Origin of the sequence: Streptomyces sp. NPDC002884 (assembly GCF_040295245.1) — a bacterium.
In the GTDB taxonomy this organism is placed as follows: Bacteria; Actinomycetota; Actinomycetes; order Streptomycetales; family Streptomycetaceae; genus Streptomyces.
Genome location: NZ_JBEOVB010000005.1, coordinates 451,279 through 468,986, shown reverse-complemented (window position 1 = coordinate 468,986; position 17,708 = coordinate 451,279). Strand labels below are relative to the sequence as shown.

Annotated in this window: 13 protein-coding genes; 10 read left to right on the top strand and 3 right to left on the bottom strand. The window is 68.6% G+C overall.

The window, feature by feature from the left end; all coding sequences use genetic code 11:
- Positions 1–346: 346 nt before the first annotated feature.
- Positions 347–1,072 (top strand): response regulator transcription factor, encoded by a 726-nt coding sequence (locus ABT070_RS14370; protein ID WP_351759450.1) that lies wholly within the window; start codon positions 347–349, stop codon positions 1,070–1,072.
- A gap of 143 nt (positions 1,073–1,215) precedes the next feature.
- Positions 1,216–2,700, top strand: coding sequence for a sensor histidine kinase (locus ABT070_RS14365; RefSeq protein ID WP_351759661.1), 1,485 nt, complete (start codon positions 1,216–1,218; stop codon positions 2,698–2,700).
- Between the two features lie 197 nt (positions 2,701–2,897).
- Here the strand turns inward: ABT070_RS14365 and ABT070_RS14360 are convergent, their stop codons facing one another.
- Positions 2,898–3,053 carry a hypothetical protein gene (locus ABT070_RS14360; RefSeq protein WP_351759447.1) on the bottom strand — a complete coding sequence of 52 codons (156 nt, stop codon included), beginning with the start codon at positions 3,051–3,053 and terminating at the stop codon, positions 2,898–2,900.
- Between the two features lie 181 nt (positions 3,054–3,234).
- Here ABT070_RS14360 and ABT070_RS14355 point away from each other — a divergent pair, with 181 nt between their 5' ends.
- Both ABT070_RS14355 and ABT070_RS14350 read left to right on the top strand, forming a co-directional pair.
- Entirely contained in the window at positions 3,235–4,575 is a 1,341-nt protein-coding gene (locus tag ABT070_RS14355; RefSeq protein WP_351759444.1) for a DUF3500 domain-containing protein, read from the top strand.
- Positions 4,576–4,814: 239 nt separating this feature from the next.
- The gene (locus ABT070_RS14350; RefSeq protein WP_351759441.1) at positions 4,815–5,879 is read left to right on the top strand and encodes a lytic polysaccharide monooxygenase auxiliary activity family 9 protein; all 1,065 of its coding nucleotides are present in this window, start codon (positions 4,815–4,817) and stop codon (positions 5,877–5,879) included.
- Positions 5,880–6,264: 385 nt separating this feature from the next.
- On the opposite strand, the gene ABT070_RS14345 is transcribed toward ABT070_RS14350, so the two are convergent.
- Positions 6,265–7,257, bottom strand: coding sequence for an acetylxylan esterase (locus ABT070_RS14345; protein WP_351759438.1), 993 nt, complete (start codon positions 7,255–7,257; stop codon positions 6,265–6,267).
- Between the two features lie 270 nt (positions 7,258–7,527).
- Between ABT070_RS14345 and ABT070_RS14340 the strand changes: the two genes are divergently transcribed.
- The 6 genes from ABT070_RS14340 (at position 7,528) to ABT070_RS14315 (ending at position 15,552) form a co-directional block, all read left to right on the top strand.
- A complete protein-coding gene (locus ABT070_RS14340; protein ID WP_351759435.1) occupies positions 7,528–8,520 on the top strand; it encodes an ABC transporter permease in 993 nt (330 codons plus the stop codon).
- 38 nt (positions 8,521–8,558) lie between these two features.
- Positions 8,559–9,431 (top strand): carbohydrate ABC transporter permease, encoded by an 873-nt coding sequence (locus ABT070_RS14335; RefSeq protein ID WP_351759658.1) that lies wholly within the window; start codon positions 8,559–8,561, stop codon positions 9,429–9,431.
- Positions 9,432–9,464: 33 nt separating this feature from the next.
- Positions 9,465–11,120, top strand: coding sequence for an ABC transporter substrate-binding protein (locus ABT070_RS14330; protein ID WP_351759432.1), 1,656 nt, complete (start codon positions 9,465–9,467; stop codon positions 11,118–11,120).
- Complete coding sequence (locus ABT070_RS14325) at positions 11,117–12,625, top strand: GH39 family glycosyl hydrolase (RefSeq protein WP_351759429.1); 1,509 nt, start codon at positions 11,117–11,119, stop codon at positions 12,623–12,625. Before ABT070_RS14330 ends, ABT070_RS14325 begins: the two co-directional genes overlap by 4 nt.
- A gap of 198 nt (positions 12,626–12,823) precedes the next feature.
- Positions 12,824–13,510, top strand: a complete 687-nt coding sequence (locus ABT070_RS14320; protein WP_351759426.1) for a hypothetical protein — start codon at positions 12,824–12,826, stop codon at positions 13,508–13,510.
- Positions 13,507–15,552, top strand: coding sequence for a beta-galactosidase (locus ABT070_RS14315; RefSeq protein WP_351759424.1), 2,046 nt, complete (start codon positions 13,507–13,509; stop codon positions 15,550–15,552). Before ABT070_RS14320 ends, ABT070_RS14315 begins: the two co-directional genes overlap by 4 nt.
- Here ABT070_RS14315 and ABT070_RS14310 read toward each other — a convergent pair.
- The gene (locus tag ABT070_RS14310; protein ID WP_351759422.1) at positions 15,546–17,690 is read right to left on the bottom strand and encodes an alpha-glucuronidase; all 2,145 of its coding nucleotides are present in this window, start codon (positions 17,688–17,690) and stop codon (positions 15,546–15,548) included. The genes ABT070_RS14315 and ABT070_RS14310 overlap by 7 nt on opposite strands.
- Positions 17,691–17,708: the final 18 nt, after the last annotated feature.

The following is a 17,708-nucleotide window of genomic DNA, read 5'->3' as shown; positions in this document are numbered from 1 at the left end:
CGATCGAGAACCGTTCGGGCAACCGGTTCCGTAAACGGTCGAGCAGCGGTTCGGCGTCGGCAAGCGGTAGGGCAAGCAGTACGGCACGGTAGTGGAGGGCCGCATCCCCGTCAGCGGGGGTGCGGCCCTCCGTCGTGCCGCCCGGACGCCGAGCCCTCGTGGGCGACGAATGTCAACGCATCCTCTGGACACGGCAGTTGGCAGACGGTCGCCGGGCCTCCCCGGACTCTGGGAGGCAAGCCGCGAGAAGCCGCGGATCGGCGCAGGCGGGAAGAACCCCGGTTCACACGGCTTCGGCTCAGTCGGAACACAGGGTTCCCTCAGCCAACCGGGACAGGATCAGGACATGGCTGGCATCTCCGGTACCCGAAGCGGACGGGTCCGTGTTCTGATCGTCGACGACGAGCCCGCGCTCACCGAAGTGCTCTCCGTGGCCGTCACCGAGGCGGGCTGGCGCCCCTATCCGGCCGCCGACGGACACAGCGCGCTCAGGATCGCGCGCGGCTGCGCCCCGCACGCCGTCGTGCTCGACGGCATGCTGCCCGACCTCGACGGCATCCAGGTGCTGCGCCGTCTGCGCTACGAGAACCCCGAGCTGCCCATCCTCATGCTCACCGCCCGCGACGCCCTGGAGTTCCGCATCGACGGGTTGGAGAACGGGGCCGACGACTACGTCACGAAACCGTTTTCTCTGGAGGAGGTCGTGCTGCGCCTGCGCGGACTGCTGCGCCGGTCCGGTGCCGAACGGACCCGCACCGACGACTCCGTACGCGTCCTCGGCGACCTGGTGCTGACCGGCGAGACCCGTGAAGTGCTCCGTGACGGTTCGCGGATCACCCTGACCGCCAAGGAGTTCGAACTCCTCAGCCTGCTCATGGAACACCCGCGGCAGGTGCTGAGCAAGACGCAGATCCTCGACCACGTCTGGACCAGCTCCTTCGACGGCGGCGGAAACCTCGTCGAGGTGTACATCTCCAGCCTGCGGCGGAAGCTCGACCGCGGCCGCTCACCCATGATCCACACCGTGCGCGGGCTGGGGTACGCCATCAGGCCGGTGGAGGACGGAAGATGAGGCTTCATCCGAGTGACGTCCGCCCGATGGATGCCGGTCCGACGGATGCAGACCCAGTGGGGGCACATGCGGCGGAGGTCCGTCCGAGGAGCGACCGCCGGTGGGATTTCCGTACGTGGGACGCCGCTCCGCGGGGCGGCTCCCTGCGCACCCGGCTCCTGATCTTCATCAGCGTCGTGCTCGTCGCCGTGTGCGCCGCGATGGCACTCACCACCGTTTTCGCCCAGCGTGCCTACCTGCTGGGCAACCTGGACGACCGGGTCGCCAACGCCGCGGAACGCAGTCTGGGCGGCGCCTCACTCCATCCGGACCTGACGCGGGACCTCACCTTCCTCAACGAGAGCGGCCACCCTGCCGGGATGCTCGCCGCCCGCCTGGACGCCGACGGCACCGTCCTCGCGGCGGCGACGGTGGGCCAGGACGCTCCGCCGCAGAACCTGACGGAAACCCAGATCGCGGCCCTGAAAGGCATCGAGTCAGGCGGCGGCCTGCACACCAGGACGGTCCCCGGCCTCGGCACCTACCGCTTCACCGCACTCGACAACAACGGTGTACGCGTTCTCACCGGACTCCCGATGGACGATGTCCAGGACATGATCAGCGGCCTGGTGGTCGTAGAGGCTGTCGTGGCCGCGGCGGGCCTCACCGTGGCCGGCTGTGTCTGCGCGGTGGTCATCCGACGCCAGCTGCGTCCGCTCGGAAGGGTCGCCGCCACCGCGGTCGAGGTCTCGCACGCCCCGCTCTGCCGCGGCGAGGTAACCGGTCTCACCAGAGTTCCCGAACGAGACACCGACCCCGGCAGCGAGGCCGGCCAGGTAGGCGCCGCCCTGAACCGCATGATCGACCATGTGGAGTCCTCGCTCGCCGAACGCCAGCGCAGCGAGGAGCGGATGCGCCGCAGCGAGGAACGCATGCGCCGCTTCCTGGCCGACGCCAGTCATGAACTGCGCACCCCCCTCGCCTCCATCGCCGGGTACGCGGAGCTGATGAATCGGGGAACGGACCGCATCGAACCGGGACTGGCCTGGCGCCGGGTGACGGCCGAGTCGGCGCGGATGACCGGCCTGGTGGAGGACCTGCTGCTGCTCGCCCGACTGGACGAGGGAAGGCCGCTGCAATCCGCCGAGGTGGACCTGGCGGCGCTCGTCGCGGAGGCGGTGTGGGACGCCCGGGCGGCGGGCAGCGGTCACGACTGGCAACTGGAACTGTGTCTCGACGAGGCCCCCCTTGTCCTAGGCGACGAGGCACGCCTCCATCAGGTGGTCGCCAACCTGTTGGCCAACGCACGTGTGCACACACCCGTCGGCACGAGCGTCGTGGCGGTGGTGGAGGCAGGACGGGGCAGGTGCGCGGTGCGTGTCCGGGACGACGGCCCCGGCATCCCGCCCGACCTCCTCCCGACGGTCTTCGAACGCTTCACCCGCGCCGACGCCTCCCGGGCCCGCGCCACCGCGGGCAGCGGCGCCGGCCTCGGCCTCGCCATCGTCGCGGCGATCACGGCGGCCCATGGCGGTCACATCGACGTGCACAGCGAACCGGGACGCACGGAGTTCACGGTGGAGCTGCCGCTCGCAGGGGACACCGGCGCGGACACCCTGACCTGGAGTCCACGGGTGTCGGTGCGATGAGCTGAAGCACTGCCGAGGCGCGCGGGCGGCCGCGCCCCGCTGCACCCACGCAGTGATGAGCTCGCGCGCCCCGCCACACCACGCCACTGTGGGACCTCACTCGGCCCGCTCACCACGCACAGCAGGTTCGTTCCGCTGGGCTGCCTCGGTCCGTTCGCTCCGGCCGGTGCCGTCCGACCGGCCGGTGCCGTCCGACGTCAAGAAACCGCTGTCGGCAACGACACCGGTTCGACGACATCGGTCGCATCGGCCACAACGTTCGCATCGGCCACGACGGTCGCATCGGCCACGACGGTCGCATCGGCCGCATCGATCGTCTCGGCGGGCCACCACAGTGGGTCGGCGGGTCTCACCAGGAAACGGATGGAACGGCCAGTCGAGCCTGTTCCAGCCGGTAACACGCCTGACCGGCAGTCGATTTCTCCGGTGTCCGAGAGCCCGTCTCTTCAGATTTCCCTCAGTTTCCGCACCCAAAGTCGTCCCCGGCCCGGCACTCCGTCATGGGCGTGCCAACGACGAAGGGAGCCAGCGGAGATGACCGATTCCACCACCGGGGAACTGGAACCGCAGGCGGAACCGCAGCCCGAAACCGGTCGACGCGCGCACGCCGGTCGCCGAAACTTCATGCGCAAGGTCTTCCTCGCCAGTGGCGCCTCCGCCGTGGCGACCATGGGCGGGGCCGGGGCCTGGGCCGCGATGGCCGACGACGCCACCGGCACGGCGGACGCCACCGCCTCCGCCTCCCCGAGCGGTGCGCCCAGCGGCGGGCCGGGGGGCGGGGCCGGCGGGGCCATGCCGACGGAGAGCATCACGGAGGAGTTCTTCGGGCTCACCACGGACGGCAAGCGAATCGACGACCTGTACACGATCCACTCGCAGAAGGTCGCCACCGCGCCGGTGATCGCCGCTGCCCAGGCCTTCCTCGCGGGGCTGAGCGACAGCGAGAAATCCGACGCGCAGTTCGCGATCCACTCCACCGAGTGGCGGCTGTGGAGCAACACCGATGCCTACACGCGTCAGGGCGTTTCCATCGCGGATCTCTCCGACGAGAAGAACGCCCTCGGCGAGGCCCTGCTGAAGGCTGCACTCAGCGCCCAGGGCCTGGAGACCACCCAGCTCACCCGGAAGATCAACAAGGCCGCCTGCGAAGCCGTCAACAGCACGCAGTACGCCGAGGCGTACTACTGGACGATCATGGGCACGCCCTCCGCCACCGAGCCGTGGGGCTTCCAGTTCGACGGCCATCACCTGGTCGTCAACTACTTCGTCCTCGGCGACCAGGTTGTCATGAGCCCGTGTTTTTGGGGTTGTGAGCCGACCTCGATGGAGATCGACGGCACGAAGACCGAGGTGATGCAGGAGGAGATCGAGGCGGCGCTCGCGGTCGTCAACTCCCTCGACGCCGCCCAGCGGTCGACGGCGATCCTCAAGTCCGAGAAGGACAACGACGAGATCACCGCCGGCGCCTTCACGGACAACGCGGTCGTCGAGTACAAAGGCATCCTCGCCGGCCGGCTCACCGCCGCCCAGCGCAAGCTGCTGCTCGCGGTGATCGACCGTTTCATCGGCAAGGCCAAGGACGATGTTGCCAAGGTCCAGATGGCCGAGATCAGGAAACATCTCGCCGAGACCTACTTCGCCTGGATGGGTGGAACAGCCGCCGAATCCGCTTTCTACTGCCGTATCCAGAGCCCGGTCATCTGGATCGAGGTCGACTGCCAGTCTCCGTTCGCGTTCGGTTCGCTCTACGGCGAGACCAACGGCGGGGCCCCCACGCAACAGCATCTGCACTGTGTCGTTCGCACACCCAACGGCAACGACTACGGCAAGGAGCTGCTGCGCCGGCACCTTCAGACGTCGCCGCACCACCACTGACGGCCGACGGATCGCAGCAGCGCCGTACGAGCCCGTTTACAAATGGGCCGTACGGCGCTACCTTCCGCCACAGGTGAGGTGGGAGCGCTCCCATATCCGCTCGCGTCCGGCGGACCGGAACCTGTCGGGCTCGGGTCCGGGAGGCTCCCACTTCACGCCCCCACACCCGCATCCGCAGTGCACCCCATGCACGCACGGTCCGTACACGGAAGGCGGACTCATTTGCCATGCAATCTGTCATGATCACGTCAGAATCGAAGTCAAGGTTACGCACCCGGGCCCTCCTCCTCGTCCTCCTCGCCCTGCTGGCCACCGTCCCCGCTCTGGGCCTGATCGTCACGACCGGCGGCAAGGCCGAGGCCCACGGCACCCCCATGAAACCCGGCAGCCGCACTTTCCTGTGCTGGCAGGACGGGCTGACCGACACCGGTGAGATCAAGCCGGTCAACCCCGCCTGCAAGAACGCGCAGCAGGTAAGCGGTACCACGCCGTTCTACAACTGGTTCTCGGTGCTGCGCTCCGACGGGGCGGGCCGCACCCGCGGCTTCGTGCCGGACGGGCAGCTGTGCAGCGGCGGTAACGCCAACTTCACCGGTTTCAACGCGGCTCGCAGCGACTGGCCGCTCACCCATCTCACCTCGGGCGCGAGCGTCGACTTCTCCTACAACGCCTGGGCGGCGCATCCGGGTTGGTTCTACGTCTACGTCACCAAGGACGGCTTCGACCCGACCCAGACCCTCACCTGGGACGCGATGGAGAGCCAGCCCTTCCTCTCCGTCGACCACCCGCCGCTCAACGGCAGTCCGGGCACGGTCGAGGCCAACTACTCCTGGACCGGCCAACTCCCGGCGAACAAGTCCGGCCAGCACATCATCTACATGGTCTGGCAGCGGTCGGACAGTGCCGAGACCTTCTACTCCTGCTCCGACGTCGTTTTCGACGGCGGAAACGGCGAGGTGACCGGCATCCATGAACCGGGCAACCCGACCGAGCCCGTTCCCGGTACCTGCACCGCCACTCGGCGGACCACCAACAGCTGGACGGGTGGCTATCAGTCCGAGGTGACCGTCACCAACTCCGGCGACGTCCCGATGCTCGGCTGGATGGTCGACTGGACGCTGCCGGGCGGTCAGTCGGTGGCCAGTCTGTGGAGCGGCAACGCGACGTACAACGGACAGGCGGTGATGGTCCACAACGCCGACTGGAACGGCTCGTTGAGTCCGGGCCAGAGTACGACGTTCGGATACGTCGTCTCCGGTTCGGGCGGCGACAGTGCCACGAGCCTTCCCTGCAGGGTCGGTTGAGCAAGAGCAGCTCAGGGCGGGCCCGGTGGGCGGCGAGCCGCACCTCCACCGGGCCCGCGAGCCGGGCCTGCCCCAAGGGGGGAGCGGGGCGGTCCGGGGTGTCCCCGCCCGGACGGTGTCACGGACAGGGAACGCGTTCGACAACGTTGTCTCGATGTCGTACGGATGACCCTACCGGGTCAACGCGTGTAGGAGCCAACCGAGTTGGATGCGGTTGGCCGGGAAGTGCCTGTCGTCGCCCAAGGGTCTGAGTGTGCTCTCGCGCAGGCTGATGTGTGATTGCCTCGGCCTGACACATGGAGCCCTCGCTCCGCAGCAGGGCCCGGAATCCGCCGTGGCGCACGGGCTCCGGTTGTCGCGCGCGGGTGGCGGCCCGACGCGGACGTCAATCGGTCAACGTTGCGGCCAGCCAAAGGAGTTGGCGTGCCACCTGCTCTGCCTCGCCGCCCTCGTGCCCGTTGAACGGGTACGCGTGCATCTCCCTCCGGGGACCGGCGCCACCGCTCAGCTCCCCGTACCGGTTGAACGCGGCGTACACCCCGCTCGGCGGACAGACCGTGTCGCGCAGGCCTGTGCCGAAGTGCGCGGGGGCCTGGGCGCGACGGGCGAAGGAGATGCCTTCCAGGTAGGAGAGCGTGCGATAGGCGGCCTCCTCGGCGCCGCGGTGGACCGAGAGGTAGGTGGCGATCTCGCCGTAGGGGCCCATGTCGGTGAGGTCCAGGGCGCGCCGGATCCCACACAGGAGCGGGGCTGTGACCAGGACGGCGGCCAGGTCGGGGACCAGGCCCGCGACGGCGAGGGCGAGTCCGCCGCCCTGGCTGTTGCCGACGGCGACCGTGCGGGTGGAGTCGACACCGGGGAGCGCCCGAGCCGCCGTCACCGCTCGCACCGCGTCCGTGATCAGACGGCGGTAGTGGTGGTCGTGCGGGGAGAGGAGGCCGCGAACGGCGGGACCGGGGCCGCCGGGCGCGGTGGCGTGCGGGTCGGGGGTGGAGCCGCCGCTGCCGTACTGGTCGCCTTGGCCGCGGTTGTCCATCAGCAGGTGGGCGTAACCGGCGTTCACCCAGGTCAGGCGTTCGTGGGGGAGGCCGCGGCCACGCCCGTAGCCGACGTATTCGACAACCGCCGGAAGCGGTTCCCGAGCGCTTGCCGGCAGGCTGAACCAGGCGTGCACCGGATCCCCCGCGAAGCCCCGGAACGTCACGTCCCAGGTGTTCGTGAGGCAGAGACCGGTTTCGACGGGGTGGACCGACACCAGTGGGGCCCGCTGCCCGGCCTCGTTCAGGGTGTCCCTCCAGAACGTGTCGAAGTCAGCGGGCTCGTCGGGTTCGGGGCGGTGTCGTTCCAACTCCGGCAGCGGTAGGTCGAACGCGGGCACGAGGGCACCTCGCAGAGGTTGAGGGCGAACGATCGTTGCGTAGGTCAGCCAGAAATTTGCGGGGACGGTAGCACTCAACTTCCCCCTTCTACCCCGCAGGTGACGGGATCCAACGCCGTGCGCCGTCCCACCGGTCCGCCGTGCAGCACCCATTGACAGCGCTTTCCATGAACCCTTACGTTGCCGCAGAGTTACCGGTAAGGGCACGAAAGTTTCGAGAGCACGCGTTGCGAATCGAGCGTTTCGAAGAACGCCCCGGGAGGCCCGAGCATGAGCACCTCCACCACATCGGCCCCACCCCCAGGAACCCAGGACCCGCCGCCCGGGACCCGGCACCGCCCCGCGCGTCCGGTCACCGCGCGCCGCGGCTGGCGGCGAGCCCTGCGCCGGGACTGGCAGCTGTACTCGCTGGCCGTGCTGCCGCTGCTGTTCTTCCTGGTCTTCCGCTATCTGCCGATGATCGGAAACGTCATCGCGTTCCGCCGCTTCGAACCCGGTGGGTCGATCCTGGGGGAGCAGTGGGTGGGGCTGCGCTATGTGCGGATGTTCCTGACCGACCCCACCTTCTGGCAGGTCTTCCGCAACACCCTGTGGCTCGGCGGACTGACGCTCGTGTTCTGTTTCCCCATCCCGATCGTCCTGGCACTGCTGCTCAACGAGGTGCGCCGACGCTCGCTGAAACGGTTCGTGCAATCGGTTTCGTACCTTCCGCACTTCCTGTCGATCGTGATCGTCGCGGGCATCACCATGCAGATGCTGGCCACGGACGGTCCGGTCAACCATGTGCTGGACTGGTTCGGCCACGATCCGGTCCGGTTCATCCAGGAACCCGGCTGGTTCCGCACGATCTACGTCGGCTCGGAGATCTGGCAGACCGCCGGCTGGGGCACGATCCTCTACCTCGCCGCGCTCACCACGATCGACGAGGACCTCTACGAGGCCGCCCGGATCGACGGCGCGAGCCGCTGGCGGCAGATCTGGCATGTCACCCTGCCCGGTATCCGCCCCACCATGATCACGCTGCTCATCCTGAACATCGGTACGTTCATGGCGGTCGGTTTCGAGAAGGTCCTGCTGCTCTACAACCCGCTGACCTACCCGACGGCCGACGTGGTCTCGACCTACCTCTACCGGGCCGGCGTCGAGTCCAACAGTTTCAGCTACGCTGCCGCGATCGGTCTGTTCGAAGCGATCATCGGTCTTGTGCTGGTGACCGGCGCGAACCAGTTGTCGCGCCGCACGGTGGGGACGGGTCTGTGGTGAGCCTCCTGGCGTCCCGCGCTCCGCGTCCGCGCACCTCGGTGAACCAGCCGACGCGTGGTTACCGCGTTTTCCAGGGCGTGAACGGCGTGATCCTCACCGTTGTCGTGCTGGTGACCCTCTATCCCTTCGTCAACATCATCGCCCGGTCCTTCAGCGGCGAACGCCAGATTCGCGCCGGTGAGGTCACCCTGTGGCCGGAGGGGTTCAACCTCACCACCTACAGAATCGTCTTCCACGACTCGATGTTCTGGCGCAACTACGGAAACACCGTGCTCTACACGGTCGTCTCCACCGTCGTCGCCATGGTTCTGACCACCTGTTACGCCTACGTCCTGTCGAAGAGGAACCTCAAGGGGCGAGGCGTTCTCGTCGGAGTCGCCGTGTTCACCATGTTCTTCACCGGCGGGATCATCCCGAACTACGTCCTGGTCACCAGCCTCGGCCTGAAGAACTCCGTCTGGGCGATCGCGCTGCCCAACGCGATCAGCGTCTTCAACCTGCTGGTCATGAAGGCCTTCTTCGAGAGTCTGCCGACCGAGTTGGAGGAGGCCGCGGAGATCGACGGTCTGAGCACCTACGGCATTCTGCTCAGGGTCGTGCTGCCGCTGTCCAAGGCGGTCATCGCGACGATGGTGCTCTTCTACTCCGTGTCCCTCTGGAATTCCTGGTTCTCCGCGTACCTCTACATGGACCGGACCGAACTCATGCCGGCCACCGTCTATCTGCGCAACCTCATCTCCGGTGCCACCACGGGAGGCAACGCGGGCGCCGGTACGGAGCAGCTCAGCCAGGTGGGGGCCAACATCCAGGCGGTCACGATCGTGCTGACGTCGCTGCCGATCCTCTGTGTCTACCCGTTCGTCCAGCGCTATTTCGTCTCGGGCGTGATGCTCGGCGCGGTCAAGGGCTGAGAGCCGTCCCTCTTACGGAACAAGGGAGTATCCGTGAAGAACGCCGGACAGCTGTCCCGACGTCAGATCCTCACCGCCGCCGGCTTCATCGGCCTCGCCACCCTCACCGGGTGCGGCAGCGGCGACGACGGAGAGAATGCCAAGGATCTCTCCAAGAAACAGAACGGCGCGATGAAGGAGTACCGCGCGGGTCAGCAGTTCAAGGCGTCGAAGCCGCTTTCCTTCTCGGTCCTGCACAACAACAACCCGGTCTACCCGTTGAAGGACAGCTGGCTCTTCTGGGCGGAACTCACCAAGCGCACCGGAATCACCCTGAAACCCGTTGCCGTCCCGCTGAGCGACTACGAGAAGAAGCGCAGTGTCCTCATCGGCGCGGGCGACGCCCCGTTCCTGATTCCCAAGACGTACCACCCGGCAGAGGTCGCCTTCGTCTCGTCAGGTGCGATCCTCCCTGTCAGCGAGTACGTGCACCTGATGCCCAACTTCCAGGACAAGGTCAGGAAATGGAAGCTGGAACCGGAACTGGATTCCATCAGGCAGTCCGACGGCAAGTACTACCTCCTCCCAGGCCTGCACGAGAAGGTCAAGTCCGGCTACTCGCTGTCCTTGCGCACGGACATCCTCGACAAGCTCGGCCTGAGCCTGCCCACCACCTGGGACGAGGTGTACGACGTCTTCAAGGCGATCAAGGCCGAATTCCCCGATCGCTACCCCTTCACCGACCGCTGGAGCACCAACACCCCGTTTCCGGCAGCCGCGTTGCTCAGCTACCTCGGCCAGGCCCACGGCGTGAAGGCCGGCTGGACCTACGACAACATCAGCTTCGATACGAAGGCCGGGCAGTTCGTCTTCACCGGCGCCACAAACGGCTACCGCCAGATGGTCGAGTACCTGAGAAAGCTGGTCGCCGAGAAGCTGATGGACCCGGAAAGTTTTACCCAGACCGATGACGACGCGGTACAGAAGCTGCTGGGCGAGAAGTCCTTCGCGATCAGTGCCAACCCGCAGGAGCTGGTTCAGAACTACCGCTACAACCTGGAGAAACAGGTCAGCGGAGCGAAGATCGAGATGGTGCCGGTACCGCTCGGCCCGGCCGGTCCCGTGGTGATCGGCGGCGCTCGGTTGGAAAACGGTGTCATGGTCTCCGCCAAGGCGCTCAAGAGCGACACCTTCGTCGCGATGATGCAGTTCGTCGACTGGCTGTGGTACTCGGACGAGGGCCAGAGGTTCGCCAAGTGGGGTGTCCAGGGCGTCACCTACACCCGGGCCGGCGACAGGTACGAGCTGGAGCCCGGCATCACCCTCATGGGCTCGGACCCGGACGCCCCCAAGGACCTGCAGAAGGACTACGGCTTCTTCAACGGTGTCTTCACCTACGGCGGCAGCTGGGCGCTGGTCTCCTCCTCCTTCAGCCCGGACGAGAAGAAGTTCCAGGACGCGATGGCCCAACGCGAACAACTGCCGATCGACCCGGCCCACCCGTTGCGGTCCGTGGAGCAGGAGCAGGCCTCGCTCTGGGACACGCCCCTGAGAGACCACGTCACCCAGAACACGCTCAAGTTCGTCATGGGCAAGCGCCCGCTGTCCGAATGGGACGACTACGTGACCGAGTTGAAGGCGAAGAACATGGATCAGCTCGTCGGCCTGCACAACAAGGCGCGTGAACGCTTCAGGACGGAGAACGGGTGAACACCGTCCCCGCCGAGCCGAAGGGCCGGCTCTCCGACGCCTGGCGATTCTGTGTGGGCACCGGCCGGGTCGAACTCGCCCTGCGTCGTGACTACCAGGACTCCCTCGCCCTGATCCAGCGCGAAATCGGTTTCCGATACATCCGCGGCCATGGCCTGCTCAGCGACGGCATGGGCGTGTACCGCCCCTACGACCACGAGGGAGGCCGACACGTCCGCCACTCCTTCACCTACGTCGACCAGGTCGTCGACGCATATCTGACGGCAGGCATCCGTCCCTTTCTCGAGCTCGGCTTCATGCCCGCGGAGCTGGCCTCCGGAAGCCGGACCGTCTTCTGGTGGCAGGGCAATGTCACCCCGCCCCGCTCCTACCGTGAGTGGGCCGACCTGGTCCGCTCCACCCTCGCCCACCTCGTCGACCGCTACGGCCTCGACGAGGTGCGCACCTGGCCGATCGAAGTGTGGAACGAACCGAACCTGGCCGACTTCTGGCAGGACGCGGACGAAAAGGAGTATCACCGCCTGTACGAGGTCACCGCGCACGCGGTGAAGGAGGTGGACGCCGGTCTTCAGGTCGGGGGCCCGGCAATCTCCCCGGGTGCCGACGACTGGCTCGAGCGGTTCGCCGAGTTCGCGGAGCATCGGGACGTGCCCGTCGACTTCGTGTCGAAGCACGCCTACACCTCCGGTCCCGCGCAGCACGTGCCGTTCGGCGTCCACCAGACCCTGGCCCCGGCGTCCGGCCTGCTCGACCAGTTCGCCACACCCCGCGCACTCCTCAAGGGCACCCGGCTGGCAGGGCTACCGGTACACGTCACGGAGTTCAACTCCTCCTATCGTCCCGACAACCCGATCCACGACACCGCTTTCCATGCCGCTTACCTGGCCCCGGTCCTCGCGCACGGCGGCGACCTTGCCGACTCCTTCTCGTACTGGACGTTCAGCGACATGTTCGAGGAAACCGGTGTCCCCACGGCCCTCTTCCACGGCGGGTTCGGGTTGCTCACCCACCGACAGATCAGGAAACCGACGTACCACCTGTACGCGTTCATGGCGCGGATGGGCGCCGACCTGCTCGCCCGCGGCGACGACCACCTGGTCACCCGCCACCGCGACGGCCGGATCACGGTCCTGGCCTGGGCGCCCGTCGACCCGACCGGCGAGACCCAGGGCCCCGACCGGCATGTGGTGCGACTGTCCCTCCCGATCGCCGCCCGCGAGGTCTTCGTCCGCAGGTCCACCGTCGACGACGAGCACGGAAACGCCTGCACCGCCTGGCGGCACATGGGCAGCCCGCGCTCGCCGAAGCCCGGGCAGCTGGACGTCCTGCACGATGCCGCCGAACCCGCCCGCAGCCACCGGCGGCTGCCCACGCGGGAGAGCCGTGCCGAGCTGGACCTCACCCTGGCCCGCCACGAGATCACCCTTGTCGAACTCACCCCGGTCACCGACGAGGCCCCGCCCTGGTGGGACGAACGGCGGCTGCTCGGCGGGCCGGCGGCATGAGCGCGGTAAGTGCTTCGACACCGCTTTCCTCCTCCGCTCACCTGGTGGAGAGATCGCAGGAGACACCGCGTGAGCGATTTCGACACCGGTTTCCCAGCCCACTGCCGACCACTCCGCAGCAGGGCCACCCGGTCCGAGGACTGACTGATTCCGGAACCGGTTACCCCGCCGCAGCCCGTCGACGGCACGGAAGGCCCCATGAGCACCGCGACCACCGCAGGCGGGTTCGGCACCGGACCCCTGTCCCGCGCCGCCGCCCTCCTGCACACCCTCCTCACCGTCGAGGCCCTGCTCCTCACGACGGCCGCCCCCGGCCTGGCCGGCCTGCTCTTCCTGGGCCCCGACCCGGCGAACCTGCCCCTCGCCGCCGGCTGCCTGCTGCCACTCGGCCCGGCCGTCTCCGCCGCGCTGTACGCCCTGCACCACCGCAGCCGCGACCTCACCGACCTCCACCCGGCCCGCGTCTACCTGCGTGGCTGGCGTCTCAACGCCTTCCCCGCGCTGAAACTGTGGGCACCCCTGCTGGCCTGGCTCACCGTGATCGTGTTCACCCTCACCCACTTCGCCGCCACCGGTCTGCCCGGCTGGTGGTCCGTGCTCCTGGGCGTGATCGGCGTGGCCTCGCTCCTCTGGGGCGCCCACGCGCTCGTCCTCACGTCGCTGTTCGCGTTCCGGGCCCGCGACACCGCCCGCCTCGCCGCGTACTTCCTGCTCCGGAGGGGCCGCGCCACCCTGGCGGCGGCCTCCCTGCTCGCCCTGGGGGGCGGGCTCACCGCTCTGTTCACGGAAGCCCTGCCCGCTCTGCTGGCCGCACCGCTGCTGCTCTCCCTGCTGGGATCGAGCGGTCCGGTGATCGTCGAGACTCAGGAGGTCTTCACCGAATGACCGAGCCCGACACCGGAAACGACGGCCGTCTCCCGCACACCGACAGGATCCCGTACGGAGGCGACTACAACCCCGAGCAGTGGCCGCAGAACGTCTGGGACGAGGACCACCGCCTGTTCACCCGGGCCGGTGTCGACACCCTCACCGTGGGCGTCTTCACCTGGTCGCTCAGCCAACCTGACGAAAGCGTTTACGACTTCACGATCCTCGACGGCATTCTCGACCGGGCCGCCACCGAGAGGCGTCAGGTCTGTCTCGCCACCGGGACCGCCGCCCTCCCGCCCTGGCTCGCGAAGAAGTATCCCGATGTCAACCGCACCGACTTCGAGGGCCGCCGGCACCGATACGGCCAGCGACACAACTTCTGTCCCAGTTCACCCGACTACCGTCGACTGGCCACGGCTCTGGCCGGTCGCCTCGCGGAACGGTACGCAGGACACCCGGCTTTACTGGCCTGGCACATCAACAACGAGTACGGCGGAGCCTGTTACTGCGGCCTCTGCGCCGGCGCCTTCCGCGACTGGCTGCGTGAACGGCACGGCTCACTCGACGCGCTCAACGACGCCTGGTGGACGACGTTCTGGTCTCACCGCTACACCGACTGGGACCAGATCGAGCCGCCGAGCGCCCTCACCGAGCACTGGCGCGGCCCCGACCACACCGCCTTCCAGGGCGTCACCCTCGACTACCAGCGCTTCATGACCGAGGCCCTGCTCGGCTGCTTCACCGGCGAGAAGGAGGCCATCCGCGCCCACGACCAGGACACAGCCGTCACCACCAACCTCATGGGCGCCTACCGTCCGCTCGACTACCACCGTTGGGCGCCCCACCTCGACTTCGCCTCCTGGGACAACTACCCGCCCCTCGACGCCCCGCCCACCCGTCCCGCCCTGGCCCACGACCTGATGCGCGGCCTCAAGGACGGTGCTCCCTTCTGGCTGATGGAACAGACCCCTTCCACCACCGCCTGCCGTGACGTCAACCCCCTGCGCCGGCCGGGCGAGCTCCGTCTCGCGACCTGGCAGGCCGTCGCCCACGGGGCGGACGCCGCCCTCTACTTCCAGATGCGCGCCTCACGCGGCGCGTGCGAGAAGTACCACGGTGCGGTCATCGGTCACGCGGGCCGCGACGACACCCGTGTGTTCCGCGAAGTCGCGGCCCTCGGCCGGGAACTCGGCGAGCTCGGAGCGGCCACCCTGGGCGCCCGGACCCCGGCCCGCACCGCGCTCCTCTTCGACTGGGACAGCTGGTGGGCGCTGGAGATCTCCGACGGCCCCTCGCGACTGGTCCGTTACCCGGATGTCGTACACGCTTACTACCGAGCCGCCCGCGAGGCGGGAGCCGACGTCGATGTCGTGGCGGTCACCGCCGACCTCACGCCGTACGACGTGGTCCTCGCGCCCGTGCTCCACCTCGTCAAGGGAGACCTGGCGAAGCGCCTGGAGGGGGTGGCCCTACGAGGGGGCACCGTCCTCGCCACCTTCCTCACCGCCCGCTCCGACGAACACGACCGGGCCTTCCTCGCCGATGTCCCCGGCCCGCTCGCCCCCCTCATGGGCATCCGCGTCGACGAATGGGACGCTCGGGCCCACGACGTCGAACAGCCGGTACAGCTCGGCGACTTGACGACACAGGGGCGGCTCGTCTTCGAGATCGTGCAGCTCCGTGGCGCCGAACCGGTCGCCACCTACGGCGCCGACTTCTACGCGGGCACCCCGGCGGTGACCCGCAACCACTTCGGCGCGGGACAGGCCTGGTACGTGGCGACCGCCCTCGACCAGCCCGGCCTCGACCACGTCGTCCGTCAGATCCTCGCCCGCCACGACCTGATCGGCCCCTACGCAGACCACCCCACCGTCGAGACCGCCACCCGCGTCGCGTCCGACGGAACCCGTTTCCTCTTCCTCCTCAACCACGCTTCTGAGCCCGCCCGCATACCCGCCCACACCGCCGCGACCGACCTCCTCACCGGCAAACGGCTGGAGCAGGGCGAGGTGCTCGCCCTGGACCCGCTGGGCGTGGCCGTCCTTCGGCTTCAGTAGATGGTGCGCCCCCGGCCGTCCGGGATGCCGGACTTCCGCAGGAAGTAGCTGTTCACCTGGTCCCGCCACTCGCGTGCGCCGCGCACCTGCTCCTCGTACCGTTCCGCCACGCGGGCGTGCCATGCCGGGTCCGCCGGCTCCGCGAGGCCCGCCCACACCCGGCGGGCCTCTTCGGCTTCCTCCACGCCCTCGAAGTGCGTGTCGTAGATGTGTTGCACAACCGTTTTCCCGCTTTTCAGCACATGCCCGTACGGCACGTGGTGGAAGAACAGCAGAAGCTCGTCGGGGCACGATGCGGCCGACTCGTACAGCTCGGCCCAGGGCTTGGCGTACTGCGCCGCGTACCCCGTGCCGGTGGCCGCGCTGCGGTCGACGCCGATCCCGTCCCGGTCGGCGAAGTGGTACGTCCCCCACGGGCTGTACTCGTAGCCGTCGACGCTCGGCCCGTAGTGATGACCCGGCTGCACCATGAAGCCGACGCCGAGCGGCGCGGTGTACTTCTCGTACGTCCGCCAGGAGCCGTGCAGCACCGCCCGCAGCCCGGTGGCCAACCGCTCGGAGGCGGACGGGAAGGTGAGCGCGATCCACTCGTCCAGGATTTGATGCGGGTCGGCGGCCGGGTGCCAGGCGAGCCGGCCGAAGGTGTAGAGGTTCGCCTGGGCCAGCGGATGTCCGGTCCAGAACGGATCGTCACCGACGTTGGCGACCGCCACCAGCCCGCCACGCGCCAACTCACCGACACTCGAGCGCTGTTCACCCTCAGGCCGGAAACGCAGCACCTCGCTCCACATGGGTCCCAGCCAGCACGCATGCCGTTGCTGCCCGGTGTACTCCTGAGTTGCCTGCACCTCCACGGCGACCCGTGTGTGAGGCAGGGCTCCCAGCACCGGCGAGACCGGCTCGCGCACCTGGAAGTCCATCGGCCCGTGCTTCACCTGGAGAACGACGTTGTCGGCGAACTTCCCGTCCAGTGGCGCGAAATGGTCGTACGCGGCCCGCGCCCGGTCCGTCGAACGGTCCCGCCAGTCCTGGCGGTGGTCGTACACGAATGCCCGCCAGTGGACGGTGCCGCCGTACGGAGCGAGCGCCGCGGCCAGCATGTTCGCGCCGTCCGCGTGCGAGCGGCCGTACGTGAACGGCCCCGGTCGGCCCTCCGAGTCGGCCTTCACCACGAACCCGCCGAAGTCCGGGACGGCCGAGTACACCTCCCGCACGGCCCCCGCCCACCAGTCGCGCACCCCCTTGTCCAGCGGGTCGGCCGTGGACAGTCCGCCGAGCACGACCGGCGCGGCGAAGGTCACGGACAGATGCGTGCGGATCCCGTACGGGCGCAACGCCCCCGCGATGTCGGCCACTTCGCCGATCCGGTCGGTCAGGAGGTGGGCCTCGGTCTCATGGACGTTGACGTTGTTGACCGAGACGGCGTTGATCCCGCAGGCCGCAAGGAGCCTGACGTACGCCCGGACACGCTCCCACTCCCCCCGGGCCCGCCCGTTCCGCCAGAAGAGGGATCCGCCCGCGTAACCGCGTTCTACCTGGCCCATCACCGGATGTACGGCCACGTTGTCCCAGTGGTCCAGCATCCGCAGCGCCGTCGCCGGGCGGTGTGCCGCATGTGTTGGCGCGCCCCGGAAGGCGTCCTCGCCGAGCCGCACGATCTGGAACATGCCGTACAGCAGGCCGGGTTGACCGCCCGCTGTGATGACGGTGGTCCCCTCGGCGCGCTCGAGGACGAACCCGTCTGCACCGAGTCCACCGACGTCACCCGAACCATCGAGACCACCCGGGCCGTCGAGGCCATCCGGGCTGTCGAGACCACCGAGGCGGCCATGACCCCCGAGGCCGCCGTGGCCGCCGTGGCCGCCGGCAACGCCGAGCCCCGGACCGGAGTCGCCGGAGCGACCGGCATCCGCCACTCTCAGCACGAGGTCGTACGAGGACGAGACGTCCGATTCGCCTCGTACGGTCACCTCGCCGCCGAACCGTGCGCATGCGTCGGCCAGTTCACCGTGCACCGTGTCCACCAGAAGGCCCGAGCCTTCGATCAGCGTTCGCCGGCTGCCGACCGGCCGGAACGCCTCCCGTGGCAGCCAGGCGGGGTCGATCCCCTCGGGCAGGACGGGCACGGTGAGCGGCATGGTCCCTCCGGGTGACGC

What these genes read in the sequence shown, in the direction of transcription:
- ABT070_RS14355 (WP_351759444.1), top strand. Translation starts at nt 3,235, where the DNA reads ATGACCGATTCCACCACCGGGGAACTGGAACCGCAGGCGGAACCGCAG.
- ABT070_RS14320 (WP_351759426.1), top strand. Translation starts at nt 12,824, where the DNA reads ATGAGCACCGCGACCACCGCAGGCGGGTTCGGCACCGGACCCCTGTCC.
- ABT070_RS14315 (WP_351759424.1), top strand. Translation starts at nt 13,507, where the DNA reads ATGACCGAGCCCGACACCGGAAACGACGGCCGTCTCCCGCACACCGAC.
- ABT070_RS14350 (WP_351759441.1), top strand. Translation starts at nt 4,815, where the DNA reads ATGATCACGTCAGAATCGAAGTCAAGGTTACGCACCCGGGCCCTCCTC.
- ABT070_RS14340 (WP_351759435.1), top strand. Translation starts at nt 7,528, where the DNA reads ATGAGCACCTCCACCACATCGGCCCCACCCCCAGGAACCCAGGACCCG.
- ABT070_RS14370 (WP_351759450.1), top strand. Translation starts at nt 347, where the DNA reads ATGGCTGGCATCTCCGGTACCCGAAGCGGACGGGTCCGTGTTCTGATC.
- ABT070_RS14310 (WP_351759422.1), bottom strand. Translation starts at nt 17,690, where the DNA reads ATGCCGCTCACCGTGCCCGTCCTGCCCGAGGGGATCGACCCCGCCTGG.